Raw genomic sequence first — 26,035 nt, 5'->3', positions numbered from 1 at the left:
TTTCTATTTTTCACTAGGCTCAGGCATGATGTAAAACGCAGCAATTTCAATTTATGTTTTGATCGTCAGTGTTTAACAGCTGAAGTAAATTTATTAAGGGTATTTAAATGATTGAAGAAAAAGTATCTGGGGGGGTTCAATCACTTGAAGTCGGTTTATCTGTACTAAACGCCCTTTTAGAGCACAATCAACCTATTATTCTCAAAGATCTATCGAGCAAGCTAGAAATGCATCCTGCCAAAGTGCATCGCTATCTGGTCAGTCTTATTCGCATGGAATATGCAAAACAGCTTGATGATGGGCAATATGCTTTAGGTGATCAGGCATGGCGCTTAGGTCTCAACTGTGTTCAGCATAGCGACACACTACAGCTGGTACAGCATTTAATTTACGACCTACAAAACAAAATTGGTTGCGGCATACAAATCAGTAAATGGTCACCGAAAGGTCCTGTGGTTGTTCAGTCCATTGAATCAAACCACCCTATTTCAATTGTCACTAAAGTCGGCTCGATTATGCCTTTAGTCAATTCTGCTGCGGGACGTTTATTTGCTTCATATCTTCCAGAGCATTTTGTTCGCCCTTTAATGGAAACAGAATGGCAAAAGCATCAAGAGCTTGGTTTACACATTGCACCACAAAACTGGCAAGCGTTTACAGAGCTTAAAGAAACGATTCGCCAGCAAGAAATGTCAGCAGCGAAAGGTGATTTATTGACAGGAATTAATGCGGTGGGTTTACCTGTGTTTAACTCAAATCAAAGCATTGAATTTTGTATTGTCGCCCTGGATAGCGAAATGTTTTTACCAGTCGACCCTCACAGTAAAACGATTGAAATCTTAAAAAATGAAGTAAAGCTCATCAATCAATATATTAAAAGCCGCTAATCAATAGCCATAAAAAAACCAAGAGATCAAACTCTTGGTTTTTTTAGATCAGGAATAAAGCTCAGCTTATTTAGTTTCTAAAACACCACGGCGAATCTGGTCACGTTCAATAGACTCAAATAACGCCTTGAAGTTACCTTCCCCAAAACCGTCATCATCTTTACGTTGAATAAATTCAAAGAAGACTGGACCAATCATATTTTCAGAGAAAATTTGCAATAACAGTTTCTTCTGACCATCTTTAGTATTGCCGTCTAACAAAATCCCACGCTGTTTTAACTCATCAGTCGGTTCACCATGCTCAGGTAAACGTTCTGGTAGCATTTCATAATAGGTATTTGGCGGCGGTGTCATAAATTTCAGACCGAGGCCCTTTAACTTATCCCAAGTCGAAATTAAGTCATCACAAATAAACGCGATATGTTGAATGCCTTCGCCATTAAAATCAGAAAGGAACTCTGCAATTTGGCCGTTTCCTTTGTCCGAATCTTCATTTAACGGAATACGGATCATGCCGTCTGGCGCTGTTAATGCTTTAGACGTTAAGCCTGTATATTCACCTTTAATATCAAAGTAGCGAATTTCTTGGAAGTTAAAGATTTTTTCATAAAAGTTTGCCCAATACTCCATACGGCCTTTGTAGACATTATGAGTTAAATGGTCAATCTCTTTTAAACCTGCCCCTACTGGATGTCTTTTCGCATCATCAAAGAAGACAAAGTCATTTTCATAAATATCGCGGTCAACTAAGAAGATTGGCATGCCACCAATACCTTTAATTGCCGGAATGTTAAGCTCCATTGGCCCAACTTTTGAATACATTGGTTCAGCGCCAAGCTCTACTGCTTTTTGGAAAGCTTTTGCTGCATCACGTGTTTTGAAACCCATCGCACAAGCAGATGGACCATGTTCATTAAAGAAGAATGAAGCGTAAGATTCTGGCTGATAATTCAGGATAATATTGATATTTCCTTGACGCCATAAGTACGCTTCTTTCGATTTATGCTTGGCTACTTTTGAAAAGCCGATTGTTTCAAAAATTGGATCTAATTCATTTTCTTTTGAAACAAACTCAATAAATGCAAAACCGCATAATTCTAATGGGTTCTCTAAAATATCCATCTAGTTTCCCTCTGGTGATTACCTGTTCCGTTTATCTCTATTGCTGATGAACTCAGCTCCTTTCTCTATAGAATACGTAATCATTGGGTGAGTATTTGAACCGTCAAAATGCCTTAACCCAACGCATCCTATGAGAAAAAAACGAATCATTAAAACGAAGATATGATGAGCGTGAAGCCTTTGATGATTAATTTCCGTTCCATGTGGTGTTTATTTTCCATACACACTGTCCTTTCTTATCTAAAAGTACGATTGAGATTTTTCAATAAACCCTTAAAAATCGTCTTTTCCTAAAAATCATTTATAGATTTATGGAGACCAACATCCTTGTTGGATCTCCAATGGCCATTTACCTTGAATTAGATGCTACTAAAAACAATTAAATTATGCAATACATAACTTGATTATGAATTACATAATTTTGGTAATCTTTTAATTTGTCTATTTTTAAAATGAATTGTCATCTTTCATATTCTGTTTATGATTCTTTATATTCAATAAGCCTCAATTGTTTTAATTTTGGAAAACTATGCTTTTAATCAGTGCATGTTTAATTGGTGAACCCGTCCGTTACGATGGTCAATCTTGCCTAAATATTTTACTTAAACAACTGGTAGTTAATAAAAAAGCCCAAGCATTGTGTCCAGAGTTATTAGGTGGCTTTACCACTCCACGCTCACCCGCAGAAGTTGTAGGAGGAACAGGCCAAGATGTGCTTGATGGCAAAGCTATAATTACCGATTCATCTGGTCTAGATGTAACAGACTTATATTTAAAAGGCGCTTACCGCACTCTCGAAATTGCACAGCAAATAAAAGCGAGCTGTGTGGTCTTAAAGGAAAATAGCCCTTCTTGTGGTAGTCAAAAAATTTATAACGGTACTTTTCAAGGAGAGAAAATTGTAGGAGTTGGGATTACCACAGCACTACTACAGCGCCATGGTTTCAAGGTGATTTCTGAAAATGAGATTAAAGATTGGTTAGCAACCCATCCTCTTTAGTGAATTAGTCAGCTTTTACTTGAATGGGTTTGTCTACCTCTATACGACTTGCCCAATAAGTCGCAAGTGCAGGCCCAGAAATATTGTGCCAAAGGCTAAAAATCGCGCTTGGCACTGCGGTAATCGGGGAAGCCGCAAAATGTACTGCTGCGAGCGCAACACCTAAACCTGAGTTTTGCATCCCTACCTCAACAGCAATGGCTTTACTGTCCGCATAAGGCAATTTAAAGAACCGCGCTGCTGCAAAACCTAATAAATATCCAAACCCATTATGCAATATCACTACAGCCAAAATGAGCAAGCCCGATTGTAGAATGGCTGCTTTGCTCCCACCAATAATAGCGGCCACAATCGCTACAATTGCAATAACAGAAACTAAAGGCATGACCTGGATATAGGACTCGACCTGACGCTTGAGCCATGTTCTTAAAATTAGACCAACGACAATAGGCAGTAGCACTACCTGCAAAATCGAAATAAACATCGAAGCTGCATCAATTTTTAACCATTGGCTGGCAAGCAAATAGAAAATCGCAGGTGTCAACACTGGCGCTAAAAGCGTAGATACCGATGTACAAGCCACCGACAAAGCCACATTGCCTTTAGCCATATAGGTAATCACATTTGAAGCAGTTCCACCTGGGCAACAGCCGACCAAAATAACTCCAACAGCAATTTCAGGAGGTAAATTAAATAATTTACATAGAACATATGCTAAACCGGGCATCACCACAAACTGTGCCACCACCCCAATCAACACAGCTTTCGGACTTTGTAATACCCCTTTAAAGTCGTCTATGGTCATGGTCATTCCCATACCAAGCATAATAATGCCCAAGATCCATGGAATATAAGCTTTAAGCCAAACAAAAAACTCAGGCTGCCATAGCGCTAGTGCTGCAAAAACAATCACCCATAGAGCAAAAGTTTTTTGAATAAATTGGGTAAAGCGCAGTAATGCAGACATACTTTCTATCCCTAAAAATTAAAATACTAGACCAACAGAATTAGCACCCACTCAACAGATCAATCGATTGAATACGGACAACTCCTTGTTGCTGCATGGTTTGCCACGCGTGTTCTAATGAACCATTCAGATCAATACCTTTGCAAGCATCTTCAACCACTAAAGTTTTAAAACCTTGCTTCATTGCATCTAAAGCAGTCCATGCCACGCAAAAGTCTGTCGCAATTCCGACTACATAGACCGTATCAATGCCACGCTCTTTTAAGTAACCCGTTAAACCCGTCATTGTGATGTGATCTGCCTCCATAAAAGCAGAGTAACTATCAATATGAGCATGAAAGCCTTTTCGAATAATGAGTTGAGCAGTTGGAATATTTAAATTTGGATGAAACTCGGCATCTTGAGTCCCTTGTACGCAATGCTTAGGCCAGAGCACTTGCGGTCCATAGTCGAGTTCAATGGTTTCAAATGGCTGCTTGCCCGAATGGTTTTGTGCAAAAGAGATATGATTATCGGGATGCCAATCTTGTGTCAGAACAACATTTTCAAAACAATCAGCAAGTTGGTTAATCGTTGGAATAATTGTATCGGCATCGACAACTGCTAAATTTCCACCCGGTGTAAAACCATTTTGTACATCAACTACGATTAAAGCCGCATTTTGTGGTTGTTTATTCATATTCATGTCATCTTCAATCCCAACCGGGAAAATTGCATTCTATCTTGCCATAAAAAGAGCCCATATTAAGTAGGGCTCAGTTGAATCAAGCTGTATTGTTATATTTACTGACCCTTCTCACCCCTGCAATACCAACACATCCTATCTTTTCCTCAAGTTTACATCGCGATTATCCGTTAGGCATATTGTTCTTATGCGTCTGATCAGTCATAATTTGCATAATTGTCATTCAACAATCTGTTATTGTTAGAACTGGACAATCAAAATACTGCAACCATCCCACATTTTGTTTTTCTTACCTCAGATTCGGATGGATAAATAGGATATTTTTAAAAATGACTCAGCAAGCACAGACCATTCAAGGCTCAATCGTCGCAATCGTCACACCTATGTTGAAAGACGGCGGTGTAGATTGGAAGGGTCTTGAGAAGCTGGTTGAGTGGCACATAGAACAAGGTACAAACAGTATTGTAGCCGTCGGTACAACCGGCGAAGCCTCAACATTGAGCATGGAAGAGCACACACAGGTTATTAAAGAAATTATTCGTGTAGCCAATAAACGTATTCCAATTATTGCCGGTACTGGTGCAAACTCAACCCGTGAAGCAATCGAATTAACTAAAGCTGCGAAAGATCTTGGCGCAGATGCAGCTTTACTTGTGACGCCATACTATAACAAGCCAACTCAAGAAGGCCTATTCCAACACTATAAAGCGATTGCTGAAGCCGTAGAACTACCTCTTATTCTTTATAACGTACCAGGCCGTACTGGTGTAGATCTTGCAAACGATACAGCTGTACGTTTAGCAGAGATCCCTAATATTGTTGGTATTAAAGATGCGACAGGTGATGTGCCTCGTGGCAAAGCTTTAATCGAGGCTTTAAACGGTAAGATGGCTGTCTACTCTGGTGACGACGAAACTGCATGGGAACTTATGCTTCTCGGTGCAGACGGTAATATTTCGGTTACTGCAAATGTTGCACCTAAAGCAATGAGTCAAGTATGTGCTGTTGCAATTGCCAAAGATGAACAACAAGCGAAGACGATTAACAATAAGATTGCAAATTTACACAATATTCTATTTTGCGAATCAAACCCAATTCCTGTGAAATGGGCACTACATGAGATGGGACTGATTGATACTGGTATTCGTTTACCACTCACTCCTCTCGCTGAGCAATATCGCGAACCTCTCCGCAATGCCCTAAAAGATGCGGGAATTATTTAATAAGAGCAATTTATGATGCAATTACGTCTTGGTTTAGTCCTTGCAGTTTCAGCCTTAAGTTTAGCTGGTTGTGGTCGCTTCGCAATTAATAATCACTCTTTAGATTATAAAAATGCCAAGCAACTTGCCCCGCTTGAGTATCCTGCCGACGCAACTGTACGACCAGCGACACCTTTGTATCCTGCACCAACTGTTGACCAGCTCGCTATCGAGCACGCGCCGAAGTTTGAAAACCAGCGTGGTAACCGTTTTGCTTTGCCACGTCCTGAACAAACACAGGGTGGTAATGCAACAGCAGATGCATCTGCTCAAACGACCACTGCGCTTGGACGTCCTCAGCTTGTGACCGACGGTAATAAAAACCCATTATTAAAAGTTGATGGGAATACGACCGAGATCTGGCAATACACCAAAGCGACATTAAGTACTTTAAATTACAACATCATCGCTCAAGGCAGTAATCAGGCGACGATTAAAGTAAATGACAATACTTATGTGCTTAAACTTACTGGTGTAGGTTCAAGTCATACTCTTGCTCTATTTAATGTAGACAACACTTTTGCAAGCCCAGATGTGGCTGCTGAAGTGTTAAACCAGATTTACCAAAATTGGCCAGCCTAGTCGTTTACTAGGCATTTTTTTTAAAAGGTTCCCTCATGTTAAAACAAACCTTGCTCTATACTGGTAAAGCAAAATCTGTATATGAAACAGACAATGCCGACCATCTGATTTTAGTCTTTCGTGATGATGCCTCTGCGTTCAACGGTGAAAAAATCGAACAACTAGATCGTAAAGGCAAGGTGAACAACCTTTTTAACGCCTTCATTATGGAAAAACTTGCTGCTGCGGGTATTGAAACGCATTTTGAAAAATTGCTTTCTCCAACTGAAGTGCTTGTTAAAAAACTTCAAATGATTCCAGTTGAATGTGTAATTCGTAACTACGCAGCTGGTTCTCTATGCCGTCGCTTAGGTGTAGAAGAAGGTAAAGAGTTAACTCCTCCTACATTTGAATTGTTCTATAAAGATGACGGTTTAGGCGACCCAATGGTTAACGAATCTCAAGCGATTGCTTTAGATTGGGCGACTGCTGAACAATTAGAGCAAATGAAAGTGTTAACTTACCAAGTAAACGATGTATTAAAAGCATTATTTGCTGAAGGCAACATGATCTTGGTAGACTTCAAGCTTGAATTCGGTGTTTTCCATGACCGTATCGTGCTTGGTGACGAATTCTCTCCAGACGGCTGCCGTCTATGGGACAAAGACTCTAAGAAGAAACTCGACAAAGACCGTTTCCGTCAAGGTTTAGGCGGTGTTGTTGAAGCTTATGAAGAAGTTGCTGCTCGTTTAGGCGTAGATTTATCTGCTATCTAATCGTTCAAACTTCATGGAAAACCGGGCTAAAGCCCGGTTTTTTATATGAGGTACTTTAGAAAATAAATAGCGTAGACAGATTTGTCTATTAAAATAAATTAGTACTTGCACAAACTCAATTTAAAACACTAAAATCTAAAAAAATACTAAGCACTTCACAATAATTAAATTTCAAAACTAGGATAAAACGATGGAAATGTCTAAGCTTGAAAAGAAATTAATGAATCATTCAGTCCATTTTGGTGAAAATCCTTTAGTCTTATTAACTAACTTTAGTAGTTCCGCTTTAAAACAAGGCTGGAGTCAGGCAGAGGTTGAATCTGTTATTGCTAAGGCCTCTCAAGGCGACTACATGGCACTCATCCGCACTTTAAGAGCTTATACACTTCTTTAATATTCTTGTTCTACCTTACTGTAAGTACTCGTTTTCAGCCTCATGCAATTTATAAAAAGACACATAAAGCTGTTAGGAATCGACTGGATTTATCCTGAGCACTGCCTTATCAATAAATAAAAATAAGAAATATAAATTATTTATTCAGAGAGGAGTAAATCTGATGGATCATGAAATAGAGGAAAAAAAGGTCGAGAAAACCTTAAGCTGGCGTGAAAAAATGGCAGTTGAAGAACATGAAAAACTGTCACCCCGTTTGGTCTATGAAATTATCCGCCGTGATGGCGCCGAAGAGCTGGATCGTCCAACGGCTGCACTGATCTTTTCAGGGATTGCTGCGGGTTTAGTTATCAGTTTTTCATTTGTATTTAAAGCGATTATTGCCTCTTATCTCCCAACTGATGCGATCTGGACCGATTTAATCACCAATATCGGTTATACCATTGGGTTCCTAATCGCTATTTTGGGTCACATGCAGCTCTTTACCGAGAATACCATCACCACTGTTGTGCCTTTATTCAAACCCTTTACCTTCGATAAATTACGAGCAGTGGGCCGCTTATGGGGGATTGTGATTCTATGTAATATCATTGGAACAGCTTTGGCGAGTTTATTTTTCCTCACTACTCACCTGTTTACTCCAGATATTGACAAGGCGCTAGATGAACTTGCTCATCATGTCGGTTCCTTTTCTGCAACCCAGAATATGCTCAAAGGTATTATGTCAGGGCTGTTAATTGCAGCTTTGGTCTGGATGTTGCCTTCAGTCAGTAATAAGTTCCTGCTCATCTTTTTCATGACATATTTGATAGGACTGGGTGACTTTACCCATGTAGTGGTGGGTTCTACAGAAATGTCCTATCTCGTCTGGCAAGGAGATGCTTCCATTAATGACTATCTATTTACTTTCCTTGTTCCAACCACCATTGGCAATATTATTGGGGGTACAGGCGTGTTTACTCTGCTGATTTATGGTCAGGTGACTGAAGAACTGGAATAGCAAGAACTATTGTTCTTGCTGCCATCTGCGTTGCTGCAAACGCTCACCTTCAACTTCACGCTTGTTTCTTGCAGATTCATAGAGCTTACTTCCCTTCAACTCAGGCGGTAAATAGTCTTGCAATACAAAGTGCTCAGGGTAATCGTGAGGATAGAGATAATTAATCCCATAACCTTGTTGTTTCATAAGCTTGGTCGGTGCGTTTCTCAAATGCAAAGGCACAGGTAAATTTGCCGTTTTTTCAGCAAGTTCCAGAGCCTTATTAATCGCTAAGTAAGTACTATTACTTTTTGCACTCGTTGCTAAATAAACTGCGGTTTGGCCCAGAATAATTCGAGCCTCAGGCATACCCACCGCTTGTACAGAACGGAAACACTCACCTGCAAGTAATAGCGCATTTGGGTTAGAGTTTCCGATGTCTTCTGAGGCTGCAATCAGCATACGTCTGGCAATAAAAACCGGATCTTCTCCGCCTTTAAGCATACGAGCCATCCAATACAGGGTTGCATCTGGATCACTACCCCGAATTGATTTAATAAAGGCAGAAACTAAATCGTAATGCTGTTCACCCGATTTATCATAACGCGCAATATTTTGCTGAGCGACTTTCACCACCACGGCATTGGTAATTGTGTTTTCAATTTCTGGCTCAAATGTACTTGCGATCAGATCTAGTAAATTCAGTGCTTTACGCGCATCACCTGCCGCGAACTGAATAAGAGCATCATATTCTTCAACATGAATATAACGTTCTTTTAAGAATTTATCGGCTTGAAGTGCATTATTGAGGAGTGTTTGAATTGCCTCGCTGTCTAAACTATTTAAAGTGTAGACCTGACAGCGAGATAAAAGCGCACTATTCACCTCAAAAGATGGGTTTTCAGTCGTCGCGCCAATTAAGGTAATTTTGCCTTTTTCAACTGCACCCAATAATGCATCTTGCTGTGATTTATTAAAGCGATGAATTTCATCAATAAAAACCACAGGCGTCAGTAAATCACCACTTTCTGCAATGATTTCACGTAATTCTTTTACACCCGTATTCAGCGCAGATAAACTCACAAATGGGCGATCTATCGCCTGAGCTAAAAGTAAAGCAATTGTTGTTTTACCAACGCCTGGTGGCCCCCAAAAAATAATAGAAGGCAAATGCCCCTGATCAATCATTTGACGTAAGGGCGCATGTTCACCTAACAAATGATCTTGCCCAATAATTTCAGACAAGTCTCTCGGGCGCAGGCGTTCAGGAAGTGGAATATGGGTGTCTGACATCTCAAATGGCTTTATCGTCTTTTCACTATAGTCTATTGTGTCTCACAGAAATCTACAATTTGAATCTATGAGACACGTCCGTTATTTACAGTCTGGTTCGTAGCATTAAGATGGTTTCTTACTCAGCTTCAGTAAACGCGCATTTGAGCCGTCTTCAATGACCCAAATCGAGCCATCTTGGGCTTCATGTAATCCACGAATACGTTTTTTCATATCTAATCTTTGCACTTCTTTCACGGGTTTATGCTCTAAATCCACTACAATAATCGCTTCTGAAGATAGCCCGCCAATTAATGCTTTATTTTGCCATACAGGAAATTGTTGTCCGCGATAAATGATTAGGCTCGATGGAGAGATTACGGGAGTCCAGTCAATTTCTGGTGCTTTAAATTCTGGGCGAGTGTGATGATCTGGAATAGGTTGACCTGAATAATGGTCTCCATTTGAAACGATTGGATAACCATAATTTTCACCTTTTACGATGATATTAAGCTCATCACCACCTTTAGGCCCCATTTCAACTACCCAGAGCTGTCCTTGGCGGTCAAAAGCCATACCTAATGGATTACGGTGTCCAAGTGACCATATTTCAGCAGTGATTCCACCTTGCTTATAAAAAGGGTTATCTACAACCGCTGAACCATCCTCATTTAAACGCAAGATTTTACCCAAGTTACTTTTCATATTTTGAGCAGGATCAAACTTTTGTCGTTCACCTGAACTGACCCAAAGCTTACCGTCTGCGCCAAAAAGCATACGATGTCCATAATGGCCTTGTCCTGAAACTTTAGGTACTTGCTGCCAAATCTGCTTCACATCTATAAGTTTTGGCTGATTGGCATTAGATAAATCTAATTTAGCACGTGAAATAACGGCCCCAGATCCGCCTTGTCCTTTTGTAGCATAGCTGAGATAAACCCAATGATTCTTAGCAAAGTCAGGGTGTAAAACGATGTCTCCCAAACCACCCTGTCCCCCATAGTTCACCGCTGGAATCCCTTGAACATCCAAGATTTGTTTATTTTTAGGGTTAAAAATTTTTAATTTACCTTGCCTTTCCGTCACTAATAAACGCTGATCAGGCAAGCTGGTCACAGCCCAAGGTTCATCAAAATGGGCAAATGTTTCAGTTTGATAAGGTTGTTTTACTGGAGTGGGCTGTTCTGTTTTTGCAGACGTATTTTGTTCAAGATTTTTTGAATTTGTATTATTAGCCCCACAAGCCATCAACAAAAAAACGCTACTACATAATAAAGGGGCTGCTAATCGTCTCATCATTTTTATCTCCTTTTGTTTTTATTGTTATATAACGGAGATGAGCAAAAAATTTACGATTAAATGTTACTTTATAATACGTTGTAATTAAAAATGCCCATAACGAGCATATTAACGCACCCATCGTACGACATAATCTTCAAGATCATCTTCATGGACATCGACTTCAGAAATACAACGCCCAGCAACTGACTTTTTCGCCTTAACGACACTTTGTCTCGAGCCTGTATTTAAATAATGCCAAGACGGTAGATTTTTTCCTTCATTCAAACGTTTATAAGCACAGCTCGATGGTAACCAATGAATTGTTTTTAAAGACTCAACAGTTAATTGCAAACAGTCAGGTACTTGCTGCTGACGATTTGGATAGTCTGTACAACGTCCTGTATCACAATCGAGTAATTTACAAGCCACTTTGGTGTAAGCCACCTCATGGGTATCTTCATCTTCAAGCTTGACCAGACAGCACAAACCACACCCATCGCATAAAGCTTCCCACTCAATTTGAGTGAGTTGCTCTAGCGGATAATTTTTCCAGAAGAGTGGACGAAGTGAGGTGTCGGTAGACATAATTTGTTAGCAGCTGATGAGATAAAACAGTGGTCAAGTATAACATTGAAGTAGTCTGTACGAAAAAAGAAGCTGTATTCCTAACATCACAAAATGATTGTTTAATATACATTTCAACCACATAAACGACACATTCGGTGCAAAAAACAAGCTATATAGTTAAATAACAATGAAAAAATAAGGAGAACAGCATATGTTCCGTTGGGCTATCATTTTTGCAGTGATTGCACTCATTGCCAGTCTATTAGGGTTTGGTGGTGTTGCAGGGTTATCTAAAGACTTTGCCGTGATTTTATTAGTTGTGGCTGTAATTCTCGCTGTAATTGGCTTCATTTCGCGAGGCAGAACGTAACTTAATCATGATCACCTAAAAAGAAGGAACTGGTTTCCTTCTTTTTTATTGCGTAAAGATTTCTATCTTTTATTTTGATGTAGATTCTTACACAGTTATTTAGATTACTTTTATCTTTTTATGCTTTAATCAAGCGTGTTTAAATCTCTTTAAATTTCAGGATTAAGGTCATGAGTACAGCAATTAAAACCCGTGAAATTCAATATACTGCACCAGATGGCAGCCATTTAATTGGTTACTTTGCGGCTCCAGATAGTGAAACACCTATTGCGGGTGTGATTGTTGGTCCTGAGTGGTGGGGTCGTAACGAATATAGCGAGCAACGTGCACGTGAGCTTGCTGAACATGGTTATGCCGCGCTTGCAATTGATATGTACGGCGATAAAAAAGTGACCTCGACGGCAGCTCAAGCCTATGAATGGATGATGCAGACATTTGAAAATTTAGATACGGTTACTGATCGTGCCAATGCAGCGCTTCAAACTCTAGCGGCCCAACCAGAAGTAGACAGTGAAAAACTTGCTGCAATTGGTTTTTGCTATGGCGGTAAAGTTGTATTAGACCTTGCTCGCTCAGGTGCACCACTTAAAGCAGTTGTAACGTTCCATGCCACATTAGCACCGAAAGCGCCTGCTCAAAAAGGCAACATTCAAGGTGAAGTTTTAGTGCTACATGGTGAATTAGACAGTATGGTCACCTTAGAAGATGTTGCTAATTTTGAAAAAGAGATGCAAGCTGCTGAGGTTAAACACGAAGTAGTGGTTTTAGAAGGTGCTAAACATGGCTTTAGTAACCCACTTGCAGATGAGAAAGCTAAAGCGAACGGTGTAGACCTTGGCTACAATAGCGAAGCTGAAAAACAAGGCCTTGCTAAAATGTACGCTTTGTTAGATCGTACTTTAAAATAAAAGAAGCAAATTTGGAGCAAATGTTTTTTTCGCATTTGCTCCCTTAAATGTTTATGACTTTGCAATATTTTTACTGTATTTTTTAAACCATACTTCAATAACTATACTCCCGTTGAGCTAGAGCAAAGCCTAGTCTTATTTCCCGCACTCGGGGTTTAATGGAATAACATGAGAGGATACAACAATGACTGACAAGAAATGTCCGTATTGCGAATTTGATGAATATGACATCATTGATAAGAATGAATTTGCTGTAATTTTGCCTGATTCTAATCCGCTATCTAAAGGCCACTGTGTGGTAACACCACTACGCCATGTTCGTTCTTTTTTTGATATCACCTCTAAAGAACATCAAGGCTTACTTACACTTCTTGAAATTGCGCGCCACGAAACACAACTTCGCCATCAACCAGACGGTTTCCATATCGGCTTCAATGATGGTGAAGTGTTCGGACAAAATTCAGATCATTTCCACATTCATGTCATTCCATACTACAAGAACCAGCCGTTGAAACTTGATCAACGTTGGGGCATACAAAAGGATTAATCCTTTTTATACATGAAGCAGAGATTGCTCATTATCTGGTAATCTCTGTTTTAACATACTCTCGCCGTTCGCCTGCTTTAAACAAAATTTCATCTAAATTTCAGCTATAATTTAGCCCTTACGTCTCTTCTATAGCTGTTCATGCCTGAATTTTCTTTTTCTGATGCCCTCTTAAACTGGTTCGATCAACATGGTCGTCATGATTTGCCTTGGCAAGTTGCAGATGACCCATACAAAGTTTGGGTTTCTGAAATTATGCTACAACAGACTCAGGTGAAAACGGTTCTGCAATATTTTGACCGCTTTATGGAGCGCTTCCCAACTGTAGAAACCCTAGGTCATGCAACTTGGGATGAAGTAGCGCCTTATTGGGCTGGTCTTGGCTATTACGCTCGTGCACGCAATTTGCATAAAGCTGCTGGTCTTGTTACTCAACAGGGCAAGTTTCCTGAAACACTAGAAGAATGGATTGCACTACCCGGCATTGGCCCCTCTACCGCAGGTGCACTCATGTCTTTGGGTTTACGTCAGTACGGCGTCATTATGGATGGTAACGTAAAACGTGTCTTAGCCCGTTTTTTTGCCATTGAAGATGATTTAAGCAAACCTCTGCATGAACGTGAAATGTGGAAACTGGCTGAAGAGCTTTGCCCTACCCATCGTAACCATGACTACACTCAGGCCATTATGGATTTGGGCGCGACCATTTGTACGCCCAAAAAACCGCTGTGTTTATATTGCCCAATGCAAGAACATTGCCAAGCTTACAAACAAGGTTTAGAACAAGAATTACCTTTTAAGAGACCGAAAAAAACACCTCCTGTTAGAACCGCAGATGTTCTTATCATTCAATGCGAAGACGAATGGTTTTGGCAACAACGACAAGCTCATGGTCTATGGGGCGGTTTAATCTGTTTACCTATTTTAGAAAATGAACATGAGCGACTAAGCTTAAGTCAGCAATTTAAACTGCAACCTCAACCACAGACCTTTCAAATTAGTCATAGCTTCACTCACTTTACATGGCTACTTAATGCTCATACGTTCCACGTGGAACCTGACCAAAAAGAGCATCTAGCAATTGAACTTGAAGGCCAATGGTTGAGTCCAGAACAAGCTATTGCTAAAGGTGTTCCAACAGCTATGAAAAAATTGATCTCGACGAGTCGTTCGTGACATAGTGAGCAAAATAATTTTGATATGGCTGTGACAGGGAGTATTTTGTGCGACGTTTTGTTTCTCATTTCTCACTTGGTTTTCTCATTATTCTATTGGCTGCCTGTGCCAGTGCGCCAAAAAAACCTACACCACTTCCACCCGCTCAAGTTAGTAAACTTAAAAGTATGCAGCTTCCAAATCGGCTTCCAGTTCCAGTGAAAGGTGTCGATCGAGACGAATTAAAAGACACATGGGGAGCTGCTCGCAGTCAGGGTCGTAGTCACGAAGGAATTGATATTTTGGCTCCACGTGGAACCAAAGTGTACAGTGCAACCGAAGGCCTCGTTGCAGATCTTCGTAATAACAATTTAGGTGGCAAAGTCATCTGGATTTTAGGCCCAGCGGGAACATGGCATTATTATGCTCATCTTGATGGTCACAAACGTGGCCTAAATGTAGGGGACTACATCAAAAAAGGTGATCTAATCGGTTATGTCGGCAATACGGGCAATGCACGTTATACTTCACCACATCTTCATTACGGACTTTATCTAGATGGTAAAGGGCGTGGTGCTGTTAACCCTTATTCTTATTTACGCTAGGAACACTTTATGTCGGAAGCGCTGATCAATCGCTTAGTAGAGTTTGCCGAGTCAGGCAATCAGCAAAAGATCATTTTAAATGGCAATAGCTATCAAGGCTGGATCATGGAAATCAGCGATGATGCCCTGCTAATCAGTACCGGTTTTTCAGATAAAGTTGGTAAAGACTTTTGGCTAAAGTTTGAAGACTTAACTCAAGCTGAACTGTATTATTGGGATACTCGCCCAAATGAATGGGTGCTGTTTAAACTTTAAAATTCTAAGATAAATATAAGGAGCATCATCATGAAAACTCAACGCTGCGGATGGTGTTCCAACGATCCACTCTATATTACCTACCATGATGAAGAATGGGGCAAACCAGAACATGACGAAGCAAGATTATTTGAAATGCTTTGTCTTGAAGGCCAGCAAGCTGGCTTATCTTGGATTACTGTACTGAAAAAAAGAGAAAGCTACCGTCAGCATTTTTTTAATCACCCTATTGCAGATATTGCTGCCTTTACAGATGACTTTTTAGAACTAAAACTATCCGATGCTGGTTTAATTCGTCACTTAGGTAAACTCAAAGCCATTCGTGACAATGCAATTGCTTGGCAAGCGCTTAAAACACAAGTGGGTGATGTTCCTACATGGCTTTGGCAGTTTGTAGATGCAGCTCCACAAAATAATGATGTTGAAGATTATCGCCAAGCTCCTGCTCAAACAGAACTAAGTGTAAAACTTTCCAAAACGCTTAAAAAGAATGGTTTCAAATTTGTCGGCCCAACCACCTGCTACGCTTTTATGCAGGCAGTAGGCATGGTCGATGATCATGAAAATAGTTGTCAATTTAAAGCTTCATAACCCACCAGAACGGTTCAAAGCCGCTTAAGGAGTTTCCGATGAGCAATAATACGATTCAGGCTTATGCTGCAATGCAGGCAGGTGAAAAACTGGTTCCTTACCAGTTTGATGCAGGTGAATTACAGCCGCATCAAGTTGAGGTAAAAGTTGAATACTGTGGTTTATGCCATTCTGATATTTCTGTTTTGAACAATGAATGGCGTTCAACTGTCTACCCTGTAGTTGCAGGCCATGAAATTATTGGGCGAATTGTTGCTTTGGGTTCAGAAGCCAAAGGTCTACAAATTGGGCAACGTGTCGGCATTGGCTGGACCGCTGAAAGTTGCCAAGCCTGTGATGAATGTATTGGTGGTCAGCAAGTACTTTGTACAGGCGAAAATGTTGCAACAATCGTGGGGCATGCTGGTGGCTTTGCAGATAAAGTCCGTGCAGGTTGGCAGTGGGCTATTCCCCTCCCAGACGATTTAGACGCTGAAAGTGCTGGTCCTTTACTTTGTGGCGGAATTACCGTTTTTGACCCACTCCTTAAACATAAGATTCAAGCAACACATCATGTCGGTGTGATTGGCATTGGTGGTTTAGGTCATATGGCCATTAAGCTACTTAAAGCTTGGGGCTGTGAAATCACTGCTTTTAGTTCTAACCCTGACAAAACAGAAGAACTCAAAGCAATGGGAGCCGACCATGTCGTGAATAGCCGTGACACAGACGCGGTAAAAGCTCAAAAAGGTAAATTTGATTTATTGCTCAGTACCGTGAATGTGACCCTAAATTGGCGTGCTTTCATTTCTACATTAGCACCAAACGGTTCTTTGCATTTCTTAGGGCTGACTCTGGAACCTGTTCCTGTTTCTGTCGGTTCTCTCATTGATGGTGCCAAGTCAGTAACAGGCTCACCGACAGGTTCACCTGCTGCCCTGCGTCAGCTTTTAAAGTTTGCTGCACGCAAAAAAATTGCGCCTCAAATTGAGCTATTTCCAATATCAGAACTCAATGAAGCAATTGAACGTTTACACTCAGGTCAGGCACGCTACCGCATTGTGCTTAAAGCAGACTTCGCAGAATAAAACTAACTCACAGTTTTCATCTGTTGTCGTGACCATTCCGCCAAGTCACTAATTGCTTGGCGGACATCTGCTGTTAATTCATGCCCCGCATTTAAACGAATGAAATGTCGATATCGCTCATCCTCACCAAAAACATGACCTGGTACCACGGTAATTCCTTGAGCTTTCGCAGTGTAATACAACGCTAAGGTATCTACTTCCTTTGGTAACTGTATCCAGAGTGCATAGCCGCCTTCTGGCTGACTTAACGCAATGGGAAGGCCCTCAAAGGCTCTTAAAATACAACTGCGATATTGCTCGACTTGTCGCATCAGATTTGGTCGTAGCTGCTCTAAATGCTCTCGATAACCTCGGCTATAAATAAAATCAGCTAGGCCTAATTGTAGCGGTGTATTTACGCCAATATTACTTGCCAGTAGCTCAAGCCTTAAATGCTGTAACTTTGAGCTTAAACAAAACCACCCTACCCGATACGCACTCGACAGTGACTTAGAAACTGACCCACACCAAATCACATAGCCTTCACGATCCCAATAGCGAATCGGTAGAGGACGTTCATTGCTGTAACCACATTCACCAAAAATATCGTCTTCAATAATAAAGCACTGATACTTTGCAGCTAATTCAGCAATCTTTTGTTTTTCCGCATTACTTAAACAATATCCTAAAGGATTTTGATAATTGGCTGTCATCAGGCAAACCTTCGCCAAACCCTGCTGCATCAATGATTCTAAACGTTCAAGATCAATACCACGATGATGTGCTGGAATTTCAATAATCTGTCGTTTTAAACTGGCTAAAAGCTGTAGTTGCCCATTGAAAGTAGGCGTTGGAATCAAAATACTATCGCCTACTTCTGTTAGATGCTGAATGACTAACGACAAAGCAGGGATGCAACCATTGGTAATAAAAATATCTTCCGTCGCAATGAAGATTCCATCTTCGCGCCAATGATCAGAAAGCGCTTTTCTTAATTGCTCATGTCCTTGTTTATTACAATAGAGAAAGTCTTGTGGCTGGCAATTTTTTAACGCCCGTTGAATAGAACGACGTAAACCTTCCACTGGAATAAAATGCGGCGTCAACTGAATCGAACCCAATGGTACGAGATGGCTTTGTAAGGCTGCTTCTTGAATTTGGTTATGCAACTCTAGATTTGAGACTTGCCGAGGCAAAGACAAAAAATCTGGGCTATCAGGAATAGGGCTAGATTGGGTACGAGCAACCACAAAGTAACCCGATTTCGGCTTTACATAAATCAGCCCCATCGCCTCAAGTAATTCATAGCAACTTTTTGCCGTGCTTAAGCTAATACTGTGCTGACGAGCAAAATCTCGTAAAGAAATCAGCTTTTGATGAGGCTTGAGCTCATCTTGATAAATTCGATGGGCTAAGTGATTGGCAAGAACCTGATATTGAAAAGTCATTCTGTGCTGCTTTTTTAAAAATTTCTGTATCTGTACTGGTTTATAGAACACCTTTACGCTATATAAATCAACTCAAAGAGCAGCAAGATCATGAAATTAAAAGCTATATTGTTATTTTCTATTGTTTTAGCAGGTTGCCAACCACAATCGCAAAATGAGCAGTACAGACATACCGTTTGCCAAAGTCTCATTGAAGGTTATTTAAAAATGACCAATCAACAAGACTATAAAATGGAGCAACGCACTGATGATGAGGCCAGTACAATTTCTCATTATCAATATAAGCGTAATAACTCAAATGAAGTTGTAATGGTGAACTCGACTTATTCCAAATTATATTTTAGTTGCCGCCAACAGCAAAAAAGCTATTTTCTGACCCAACATTTATCAGAAGGACAAATGACTCCAATTTTAGAAGTTCATTTTCCAACTGACAGTTATGCTACTTTTAGAGACAGGTTTTAAAACCATCTTGTAATTGCTCTGCCAAAAATTCAATAAACAAACGGATTCGCTTTGGTAGATGCTCTTGTTGATAATACACAGCATGGATGCTTTGATATTGATGCTCAATTTGATCTTCGAATAATGCAATCAAGCGTCCTTCTTGAATATCTTTCCAAATTTCAAATTCAGATAGTCGTGCAATACCATGGCCTCTAATCGTGAGTTGGCGTACCGTCTCACCACTAGAAGCTTTAATATTTGCTTGTGCAAAAAAATATTCATCGCCGATTTTAATCGGCCAGCTATTAATATAGGCAGGTCTGGTAAAACCAATCAGATCATGCTGTTCGAGTTGTTCAGGCTGTGTTGGTGTGCCTTTAATCGCTAGATATTCTGGGCTCGCAACAATAAATAAACGACTTTTACACACCAGTTTGGCATGCAGACTCGAATCATTAAGCTCCCCAAACCGAAATGCCACATCGGTTTTATGCTGCAATAGATCAATCACCTGATCATTACTATTTAATTCAATTTCAATATTTGGATAGTACTCACGAAACTTATGCATTAATGGCGCAATCACGTGTAAAACAAAAGGTGTTGCCGAATCGATTCGTATAAGACCCGAAGTATCTTGATCAGACTTTTGTAACTCTTCTTCGGCAGCATTCAGCTCATTTAAAATTTTACGAGCCTTCACAAGAAACTGTTGCCCCTCTTGTGTTAGTTTCAACTTACGAGTCGTTCGCTCTAACAAAGTCACATCTAACTTTGCTTCCAAGCGTGTTAAAGATCGACTAACTCCCGAAGGTGTTTGTTTTAAATGCTCTGCTGCCGCAACAAAAGAACCCGTATCAACGATTGCGATAAACGCGACAAGTTCTTCAATAGTTGATTTCATGTCTTATTCCATTATTGACTAATGATCAAAGATATTTTGCTTATTCATGTATTTTTTCGCAACAATAAAAAAAGCAAAATGCATCTCATGTTAAATGATTACTCAAATTTAGGTGAACATATGAATATTCCACGTTTTGGTCTAGGTACTTTCCGTCTTCAAGAACAAGCCGTCATTGATTCTGTGAAAACTGCTTTAGACGTAGGTTACCGTGTAATTGATACAGCTCAAATTTATGGCAATGAAGCAGCGATTGGTCAAGCCATTGCCGAAAGCGGTGTATCACGTCAGGACTTATTTCTAACCACAAAAATCTGGGTAGATAATTTTGCTCAAGATAAATTTATTCCAAGCTTAAAAGAAAGCTTAGAAAAGCTTCGTACAGACCATGTCGATTTAACTTTGATTCATTGGCCAGCGCCGGATCTAGGTGTTTCGATTCCTGAAGTTATGCAGCTTTTACTTGAAGCGAAACAACAGGGTCTTACCAAACAAATTGGTATCTCAAACTTCAATATTGAGCTTACTCAGCAAGCAATTGACACCATTGGCGCTGAAAATATTGCAACTAACCAGATTGAGTTAAGCCCTTATCTTCAAAACCATAAACTTGTAAATTTCTTACAAGAGAAGAATATTGATGTCACTTCATATATGACGCTTGCATACGGTAAAGTGCTTCAAGACCCAGTTTTAACTGAAATTGCAGCAGCTCATAAAGCAACGACAGCACAAATTGCACTTGCATGGGCATTACAACGTGGTTTTGCAGTCATTCCATCTTCGACTAAACGTGAAAACCTGATTAGCAACTTAAAAGCACAGGATATCGAGTTAACTTCAGCTGAAATGCAAATGATTGCCGAACTTGATCGTAACAGTCGTGAAGTTAGCCCAGAGCCATGGGCACCAGTTTGGGACTAAACTCATGAACACTCAATCAAATACGGCGTTCTCGTTATTGGCATTGGCAATTGGTGCCTTTGCCATTGGCACCACGGAATTCTCACCAATGGGATTGTTACCGAATATCGCTAATGATTTAGGGATTTCAATTCCAACGGCCGGAATGTTAATTACGGGCTATGCACTTGGTGTAATGCTAGGTGCGCCTTTCATGACACTGTGGTTTGGTGGTTTTGCACGACGTAATGCGCTTATCTTTCTCATGGCGATCTTTACGGTAGGTAACCTGATAGCGGCGTTTTCACCAAGCTATATGAGCTTATTAGGTGCACGTCTCATCACAAGCCTTAACCATGGTGCTTTCTTCGGGATCGGTTCAGTTGTAGCAGCAAGCATTGTGCCCGCACATAAACAGGCCAGTGCTGTAGCAACCATGTTTATGGGCTTAACGATTGCAAATATCGGTGGTGTACCGTTGGCAACATGGGTTGGACAAAACATTGGCTGGCGTATGTCTTTCCTTGCAATTTCCTTGCTTGGCGTGATTACTATACTCGCTTTATGGAAAGCATTACCACAAGGTATGGTTGCCCAAAAACCCAATGTGAAAGCTGAATTGAAAGTGTTAACGCGCACTCCTGTAATACTTGCCCTACTCACCACTGTACTTGGTGCGGGTGCAATGTTTACGCTCTATACCTATATTGCGCCAAGTTTGACTGAGTTTACACATGCTTCACCGACCTTCATTACGTTTATGCTGATGTTGATTGGTGTCGGTTTCTCAATTGGTAACCATTTAGGCGGTCGCTTTGCAGATTTGTCTATTAACAAAACTCTGATTGGTTTCTTGGTTCTGTTAATTGTGATGATGGTGACTTTCCCAATCCTTGCACAAAGCCATATTGGAGCAGCCATTGCATTAGTCATCTGGGGTGCTGCAACTTTTGCTTTAGTTCCACCATTACAAATGCGTGTAATGTCAGTCGCTCACGAAGCACCTGGTCTTGCTTCTTCAGTAAATATCGGTGCCTTTAATTTAGGTAACGCAGTTGGAGCAGCAGCAGGCGCATTAGTACTCGATTTAGGTTGGGGTTATAGCGCAGTATCATTTGCTGGTGCATTGTTAGCAGGGTTAGGTTTGTTATTGGTGTTATTCCAGATCAAACGAGAAAGCAGCTCTGCCCAAGCGTTACAACAGTGTTCAGATTAATAAAAAAAGCGCCTGAGATCAGGCGCTTTTTTTTAAGTTATTTATTTTAAAATATCTGGTAGTTTCGGTTGTTCATAAATCGGACTAGTTACTTCCCGCTTCATTTTCAGCAACATCTGGTAAGGCTGTTGTTGAACAAACATATTTACGAAGCTCAGCGGAATCGCACCAGCTGGGTCAGCATAACCACTTGTGGTTACTTTAACTTTGTTATTCGCTAATTTCTGGAATGTCCAATCCCCTTCATAGCGTGTTAAGCGCACGACATCAGGTTGTATCGGATAATTACTATTAATCGCCGTATTCTTAATGGTAATCAGACCATTGGCCGCTTTACTCATTTTTCCTTTTACAACCACATCGCGATCTTTTAGAGGAAAAGGAAAATCTAACAGCATATAGAGTGTGAATTCACCCTTTTTTTCATCTTGAGACAACATCTGAACCTTGCCCATATAAGGCACCCACTGATCAGCACGATTTACATCTAAAATCACCGCAACAGCGCGTTCAATTGGCACATCAAAAGTCGTTTCAGCCTTATATTGAAAGACTGGATTATCAGTCTTTTGATAGGTCCAGACTTTAATATTATTACGGTCTAAGCTGAGTTTAGCTTTTTCCGTAGAAGCAGCCCCCGTCCAGAGGCTGCTTAAGCAAAGAAGAGTGGTCAAGGCAATTTGTTTTTTATTCATGTTCTGCTCTATCTTGTTTTTCTCGCTACACATGGAATACGTACAGGGTTTTAAACCTGTACGTCGTTCAATCCTAAAACATCTTTCATGTCATATTTACGCGCTTCACGGCCCACAACCCATGCAGCAGCTCGCACTGCACCAGCAGCAAAGTTCATACGATTCGTTGCTTTGTGAGTCACCTCAACGCGCTCACCTTCACCAATGAACATCACAGTGTGTTCACCAACGATATCTCCACCACGAATGGTTTCAAAACCAATCGTTTGACGGTCACGTGGACCCGTATGCCCTTCACGTCCATAAACAGCAACTTCTTTTAGGTTACGGCCTAAAGTATCTGCAATCGCTTCACCCATCATTAACGCTGTACCTGACGGCGCATCTACTTTATGACGGTGATGAGCTTCAATCACTTCAATATCTACTGTATCGCCAAATACTTTTGCTGCAAGCTCAAGTAACTTGATCGATACATTTACACCTACCGAATAGTTTGCAGCGTAAACGACAGGTGTATGAGTAGCAACTTCATCTAATTCAGCTTTTTGCTCATCTGACATACCTGTTGTACCAATTACAATTGATACACCTGCTTCACGACATAGTTTTAAATGCTCAGATGTTGCTACAGGAGTTGTAAAGTCAATGATTACATCACAGTCTTTCAAAACATCTGCCAAGTTTCCTGAAACCTTCACACCCAGTGAACCAATACCAGCAAGCTCACCTGCATCTGCACCAATTAAAGTACTTTCTGCACGTACAACGGCTGCTCCCAACTGATAGCCTGCTTGTTGAACTGCTTGAATAAGCGTACGGCCCATACGACCGCCTGCACCTAAAACACCAATGCGTGGAGCTGCTGACATAATCCTTTCCAATCTTCTGTTTTACGTAATTTGTCTACTATATCAAAACTCTTTGCTCACAATAAAAAGTAAAAATTATTTTTTGAGATGAACTGAAATTTAATCTGTTTTCACAAAAGTTAAAGAATTGATCGGCACACTACTCAGCCACGAATGAAAAAAAGATGACTATAAGGAGTTCAGCATGCATTCGAGAATTATTGGCTTTACAGTGATGATGGGGATTATGAGTTCAATGGCATTTGCAGAGCCTGCAATCCAGCCAGGAGACACATTAGAAAGCTTATCTAAAGCACGTATTACAACTAACGTAAGTACTCAAACAGCAACTCCTACAGCTCAAACGAGCGTAGCAACCGATGCCAATATTGACGTTAAAGTTGAAGATATTGACCCGATTATGGGCGAAACAACACCAGAAGCACCTAAAGTAGCCGTACAAGCAGAAACAGTAACTGCACCAGTGATCGAAAGTGCTCCTACTCTTGCTTCTAGCGAACCGACTGTAAGTGTAGATGATATTGATGTTGCTCACCCTACAGAGTAAGCAGTGGTAGTTTTGTTTTAAGCAGAATAAAAATAATAAGATGAATCAGCGCAATAAAAAGGCGGATATTTTATGAATATCCGCCTTCTTTTTAATTTCTTATCTAATCAAGTATTAATCGAACAAACGATCAAAGAATGATTTTTTCTTTGGTGAAGAAGCACTGTCTTCGCCATCGAAAGAAGCTTGCAGCTCTTTAAGTAATTCACGTTGGCGAGAATTTAAGTTGACTGGTGTTTCTATCACAATACGGCAGAGTAAATCACCTACCATGCTGCTACGAACTGGACGAACGCCTTTGCCACGTAAACGGAATAATTTACCTGTTTGAGTTCCCTCAGGAATTTTCAGGCTAACACGACCTTCCAAAGTTGGAATTTCAATTTCTTTACCAAGTGCAGCATCAGCAATGCTCACTGGTACGTCCATATAAAGATCGGCACCATCGCGTTGGAAAATTTCGTGTTCGCGAACAACGACTTCAACGTATAAATCACCTGATTGGCCATCACGAATTGCTTCGCCTTTGCCACTCAAACGCACGCGGTCACCATTATCTACACCCGCTGGAATTGTAACTTCCAACGTTTGCTGACGATCGGCTACACCTGAACCATGACATGCCTGACAAGGGTTTTTAATAATTTTACCTTGGCCACGACAAGTACCACATGTTTGTTGTACAGAGAAGAAACCTTGCTGCATACGTACTTGTCCTGAACCATGACAAGTTTTACAGGTTTCAACATCTTTTGGATTTTTAGAGCCTTTACCATCACACACATCACATGGTGCTGGAGCAGTAAAAGTAATGGTTTTTTTCACCCCTTTTACAGCTTCTTCAAGGGTAAGTTCCATTACATAACGTAAATCTGATCCGCGACGTTGACGCTGTTGACGTCCACCACCACCGAATGCACCACCGAAGATATCACCGAACTGGCTGAAAATGTCTTCTGCACTAAATCCGCCGAAGCCACCACCACCGCCGCCACCAAAGCCGCCTTCAAACGCATTATGACCCATGCGATCGTACATGCTACGCTTTTCGCTGTCCGATAAAACTTCATAAGCTTCAGCAGCTTCTTTAAATTTATCTTCAGCTTCGGCATTGTCAGGGTTTCTATCAGGATGATATTTCATCGCCAATTTACGGTAGGCTTTTTTGATCTCATCATCACTTGCGGTTTTTGAAACGCCTAAAACCTCATAATAATCACGTTTAGCCATTTTTGGCGGTGCTCCTCACGGAATTTTATCAATACTCTATTGCCGACTAAATGGGGGGCTTTAGCCGAATTTACAAGGGGAAAATGTTTAAAAAATAGATATATTAAAAAACTGCCTTATTTTTTAAATATTTAGACAAGCCTTTTAACCATGCATTTAATAGAAATAACCACGCAATAGCGCTAAATACCACACCAGCAACCGTAGAGGCGGTTACCCAAAGGTTACTGTCCCATGCAAAAAAGAACAGCGGAATAAACCAGACCGCAGCAAAAATTGCCATACAAAGAAATAGAATCCCGTTTCGCATAATCCATAATGCATGTGCATGAATCCAAACTTCCGCATTATCTACAACTGCTACTTTGCGAGCAACCAAATAAGCAAAGGCTGCAAAAATAACTGTAAACAATGCAAGAAACATGAACGCATAAGAAATTACAATATAACGGCGATGCTGTTCGATATGGTCTTGCCCCATCTGTATTTCACCTCAATTCACTGCACTTAGCCTATTTTTTATGCAGTGAAATAATCCTGTAT

At 40.5% G+C, this 26,035-nt stretch carries 31 protein-coding genes; 19 read left to right on the top strand and 12 right to left on the bottom strand.

The features are described from left to right. Positions 1-107 precede the first annotated feature (107 nt). Entirely contained in the window at positions 108-887 is a 780-nt protein-coding gene (locus MMY79_RS00325) for an IclR family transcriptional regulator (protein WP_252611164.1), read from the top strand. A gap of 66 nt (positions 888-953) precedes the next feature. On the opposite strand, the gene hppD is transcribed toward MMY79_RS00325, so the two are convergent. Then, complete coding sequence (gene hppD, locus MMY79_RS00320; RefSeq protein WP_252611161.1) at positions 954-2,009, bottom strand: 4-hydroxyphenylpyruvate dioxygenase; 1,056 nt, start codon at positions 2,007-2,009, stop codon at positions 954-956. 529 nt (positions 2,010-2,538) lie between these two features. Here hppD and MMY79_RS00315 point away from each other — a divergent pair. Then, positions 2,539-3,009: a DUF523 domain-containing protein gene (locus tag MMY79_RS00315; RefSeq protein WP_252611159.1), complete on the top strand. Its 471-nt coding sequence runs from the start codon at positions 2,539-2,541 to the stop codon at positions 3,007-3,009. A 4-nt stretch (positions 3,010-3,013) separates the two neighbouring features. On the opposite strand, the gene MMY79_RS00310 is transcribed toward MMY79_RS00315, so the two are convergent. Both MMY79_RS00310 and pncA read right to left on the bottom strand, forming a co-directional pair. After that, entirely contained in the window at positions 3,014-3,976 is a 963-nt protein-coding gene (locus tag MMY79_RS00310; RefSeq protein ID WP_252611157.1) for a bile acid:sodium symporter family protein, read from the bottom strand. 40 nt (positions 3,977-4,016) lie between these two features. Further along, on the bottom strand, positions 4,017-4,661 hold the full coding sequence (gene pncA, locus MMY79_RS00305; protein WP_252611156.1) for a bifunctional nicotinamidase/pyrazinamidase: 645 nt from the start codon (positions 4,659-4,661) through the stop codon (positions 4,017-4,019). A 329-nt stretch (positions 4,662-4,990) separates the two neighbouring features. On the opposite strand from pncA, the gene dapA reads away from it, so the two are divergent. The 5 genes from dapA (at position 4,991) to MMY79_RS00280 (ending at position 8,654) form a co-directional block, all read left to right on the top strand. Next, on the top strand, positions 4,991-5,884 hold the full coding sequence (dapA, locus tag MMY79_RS00300) for a 4-hydroxy-tetrahydrodipicolinate synthase (RefSeq protein WP_252611153.1): 894 nt from the start codon (positions 4,991-4,993) through the stop codon (positions 5,882-5,884). Between the two features lie 15 nt (positions 5,885-5,899). Further along, positions 5,900-6,505 carry a lipoprotein-34 precursor (NlpB) gene (locus MMY79_RS00295; protein WP_252613393.1) on the top strand — a complete coding sequence of 202 codons (606 nt, stop codon included), beginning with the start codon at positions 5,900-5,902 and terminating at the stop codon, positions 6,503-6,505. A 35-nt stretch (positions 6,506-6,540) separates the two neighbouring features. Continuing rightward, on the top strand, positions 6,541-7,260 hold the full coding sequence (purC, locus tag MMY79_RS00290) for a phosphoribosylaminoimidazolesuccinocarboxamide synthase (RefSeq protein WP_016139778.1): 720 nt from the start codon (positions 6,541-6,543) through the stop codon (positions 7,258-7,260). Positions 7,261-7,450: 190 nt separating this feature from the next. Beyond that, complete coding sequence (locus MMY79_RS00285) at positions 7,451-7,654, top strand: hypothetical protein (RefSeq protein ID WP_252611151.1); 204 nt, start codon at positions 7,451-7,453, stop codon at positions 7,652-7,654. Positions 7,655-7,817: 163 nt separating this feature from the next. Further along, positions 7,818-8,654 (top strand): formate/nitrite transporter family protein, encoded by an 837-nt coding sequence (locus MMY79_RS00280; RefSeq protein WP_252611149.1) that lies wholly within the window; start codon positions 7,818-7,820, stop codon positions 8,652-8,654. Between the two features lie 6 nt (positions 8,655-8,660). Here the strand turns inward: MMY79_RS00280 and MMY79_RS00275 are convergent, their stop codons facing one another. The 3 genes from MMY79_RS00275 to MMY79_RS00265 form a co-directional block, all read right to left on the bottom strand. Then, positions 8,661-9,926: a replication-associated recombination protein A gene (locus MMY79_RS00275; RefSeq protein ID WP_016139775.1), complete on the bottom strand. Its 1,266-nt coding sequence runs from the start codon at positions 9,924-9,926 to the stop codon at positions 8,661-8,663. Positions 9,927-10,031: 105 nt separating this feature from the next. Beyond that, complete coding sequence (locus MMY79_RS00270; RefSeq protein WP_252611146.1) at positions 10,032-11,204, bottom strand: PQQ-dependent sugar dehydrogenase; 1,173 nt, start codon at positions 11,202-11,204, stop codon at positions 10,032-10,034. 108 nt (positions 11,205-11,312) lie between these two features. Beyond that, positions 11,313-11,771: a YcgN family cysteine cluster protein gene (locus MMY79_RS00265; protein ID WP_252611144.1), complete on the bottom strand. Its 459-nt coding sequence runs from the start codon at positions 11,769-11,771 to the stop codon at positions 11,313-11,315. 193 nt (positions 11,772-11,964) lie between these two features. Here MMY79_RS00265 and MMY79_RS00260 point away from each other — a divergent pair, with 193 nt between their 5' ends. The 8 genes from MMY79_RS00260 to MMY79_RS00225 all read left to right on the top strand — a co-directional run bounded on the left by MMY79_RS00260 (position 11,965) and on the right by MMY79_RS00225 (position 17,251). Further along, positions 11,965-12,123, top strand: coding sequence for a DUF1328 domain-containing protein (locus MMY79_RS00260; protein ID WP_002053759.1), 159 nt, complete (start codon positions 11,965-11,967; stop codon positions 12,121-12,123). Between the two features lie 170 nt (positions 12,124-12,293). Further along, positions 12,294-13,031 (top strand): dienelactone hydrolase family protein, encoded by a 738-nt coding sequence (locus MMY79_RS00255; RefSeq protein WP_252611142.1) that lies wholly within the window; start codon positions 12,294-12,296, stop codon positions 13,029-13,031. 184 nt (positions 13,032-13,215) lie between these two features. Continuing rightward, on the top strand, positions 13,216-13,578 hold the full coding sequence (locus MMY79_RS00250) for an HIT family protein (protein ID WP_016142671.1): 363 nt from the start codon (positions 13,216-13,218) through the stop codon (positions 13,576-13,578). Between the two features lie 141 nt (positions 13,579-13,719). Further along, positions 13,720-14,754, top strand: a complete 1,035-nt coding sequence (gene mutY / locus MMY79_RS00245; RefSeq protein WP_252611140.1) for an A/G-specific adenine glycosylase — start codon at positions 13,720-13,722, stop codon at positions 14,752-14,754. Between the two features lie 47 nt (positions 14,755-14,801). Beyond that, positions 14,802-15,338, top strand: a complete 537-nt coding sequence (locus MMY79_RS00240) for a M23 family metallopeptidase (RefSeq protein ID WP_252611138.1) — start codon at positions 14,802-14,804, stop codon at positions 15,336-15,338. 9 nt (positions 15,339-15,347) lie between these two features. Continuing rightward, a complete protein-coding gene (locus MMY79_RS00235) occupies positions 15,348-15,593 on the top strand; it encodes a hypothetical protein (RefSeq protein ID WP_001287364.1) in 246 nt (81 codons plus the stop codon). A gap of 30 nt (positions 15,594-15,623) precedes the next feature. Beyond that, positions 15,624-16,184, top strand: a complete 561-nt coding sequence (locus tag MMY79_RS00230) for a DNA-3-methyladenine glycosylase I (protein ID WP_252611136.1) — start codon at positions 15,624-15,626, stop codon at positions 16,182-16,184. Positions 16,185-16,222: 38 nt separating this feature from the next. Further along, the gene (locus MMY79_RS00225; RefSeq protein WP_252611134.1) at positions 16,223-17,251 is read left to right on the top strand and encodes an NAD(P)-dependent alcohol dehydrogenase; all 1,029 of its coding nucleotides are present in this window, start codon (positions 16,223-16,225) and stop codon (positions 17,249-17,251) included. Positions 17,252-17,253: 2 nt separating this feature from the next. On the opposite strand, the gene MMY79_RS00220 is transcribed toward MMY79_RS00225, so the two are convergent. Further along, on the bottom strand, positions 17,254-18,678 hold the full coding sequence (locus MMY79_RS00220; RefSeq protein WP_252611132.1) for a PLP-dependent aminotransferase family protein: 1,425 nt from the start codon (positions 18,676-18,678) through the stop codon (positions 17,254-17,256). 90 nt (positions 18,679-18,768) lie between these two features. On the opposite strand from MMY79_RS00220, the gene MMY79_RS00210 reads away from it, so the two are divergent. Next, positions 18,769-19,143 (top strand): hypothetical protein, encoded by a 375-nt coding sequence (locus MMY79_RS00210; protein ID WP_252611130.1) that lies wholly within the window; start codon positions 18,769-18,771, stop codon positions 19,141-19,143. Here the strand turns inward: MMY79_RS00210 and MMY79_RS00205 are convergent. Further along, positions 19,127-20,029, bottom strand: a complete 903-nt coding sequence (locus tag MMY79_RS00205; protein ID WP_252611128.1) for a LysR family transcriptional regulator — start codon at positions 20,027-20,029, stop codon at positions 19,127-19,129. The genes MMY79_RS00210 and MMY79_RS00205 overlap by 17 nt on opposite strands. Positions 20,030-20,149: 120 nt before the next feature. Between MMY79_RS00205 and dkgB the strand changes: the two genes are divergently transcribed. Together dkgB and MMY79_RS00195 are read left to right on the top strand one after the other, a co-directional pair. Further along, positions 20,150-20,953: a 2,5-didehydrogluconate reductase DkgB gene (gene dkgB, locus MMY79_RS00200; RefSeq protein WP_252611127.1), complete on the top strand. Its 804-nt coding sequence runs from the start codon at positions 20,150-20,152 to the stop codon at positions 20,951-20,953. Between the two features lie 4 nt (positions 20,954-20,957). Continuing rightward, positions 20,958-22,148 carry an MFS transporter gene (locus tag MMY79_RS00195; protein ID WP_252611126.1) on the top strand — a complete coding sequence of 397 codons (1,191 nt, stop codon included), beginning with the start codon at positions 20,958-20,960 and terminating at the stop codon, positions 22,146-22,148. 41 nt (positions 22,149-22,189) lie between these two features. Here the strand turns inward: MMY79_RS00195 and MMY79_RS00190 are convergent, their stop codons facing one another. After that, entirely contained in the window at positions 22,190-22,843 is a 654-nt protein-coding gene (locus tag MMY79_RS00190; protein ID WP_252611125.1) for an START domain-containing protein, read from the bottom strand. A 50-nt stretch (positions 22,844-22,893) separates the two neighbouring features. Next, positions 22,894-23,715 (bottom strand): 4-hydroxy-tetrahydrodipicolinate reductase, encoded by an 822-nt coding sequence (gene dapB / locus MMY79_RS00185; RefSeq protein ID WP_252611124.1) that lies wholly within the window; start codon positions 23,713-23,715, stop codon positions 22,894-22,896. Between the two features lie 184 nt (positions 23,716-23,899). On the opposite strand from dapB, the gene MMY79_RS00180 reads away from it, so the two are divergent. Next, positions 23,900-24,262: a hypothetical protein gene (locus MMY79_RS00180; protein ID WP_252611123.1), complete on the top strand. Its 363-nt coding sequence runs from the start codon at positions 23,900-23,902 to the stop codon at positions 24,260-24,262. A gap of 114 nt (positions 24,263-24,376) precedes the next feature. Here MMY79_RS00180 and dnaJ read toward each other — a convergent pair whose 3' ends face one another. Together dnaJ and MMY79_RS00170 are read right to left on the bottom strand one after the other, a co-directional pair. Continuing rightward, complete coding sequence (gene dnaJ / locus MMY79_RS00175; protein ID WP_252611122.1) at positions 24,377-25,492, bottom strand: molecular chaperone DnaJ; 1,116 nt, start codon at positions 25,490-25,492, stop codon at positions 24,377-24,379. Between the two features lie 103 nt (positions 25,493-25,595). Further along, positions 25,596-25,973: a hypothetical protein gene (locus tag MMY79_RS00170; protein WP_016139760.1), complete on the bottom strand. Its 378-nt coding sequence runs from the start codon at positions 25,971-25,973 to the stop codon at positions 25,596-25,598. Positions 25,974-26,035: the final 62 nt, after the last annotated feature.

The sequence above is a fragment of the Acinetobacter sp. XS-4 genome (assembly GCF_023920705.1).
Taxonomy (GTDB): Bacteria; Pseudomonadota; Gammaproteobacteria; order Pseudomonadales; family Moraxellaceae; genus Acinetobacter.
The sequence above is the reverse complement of the archived record's forward strand: the minus strand, read 5'-3'. Positions and strand labels throughout refer to the sequence as shown.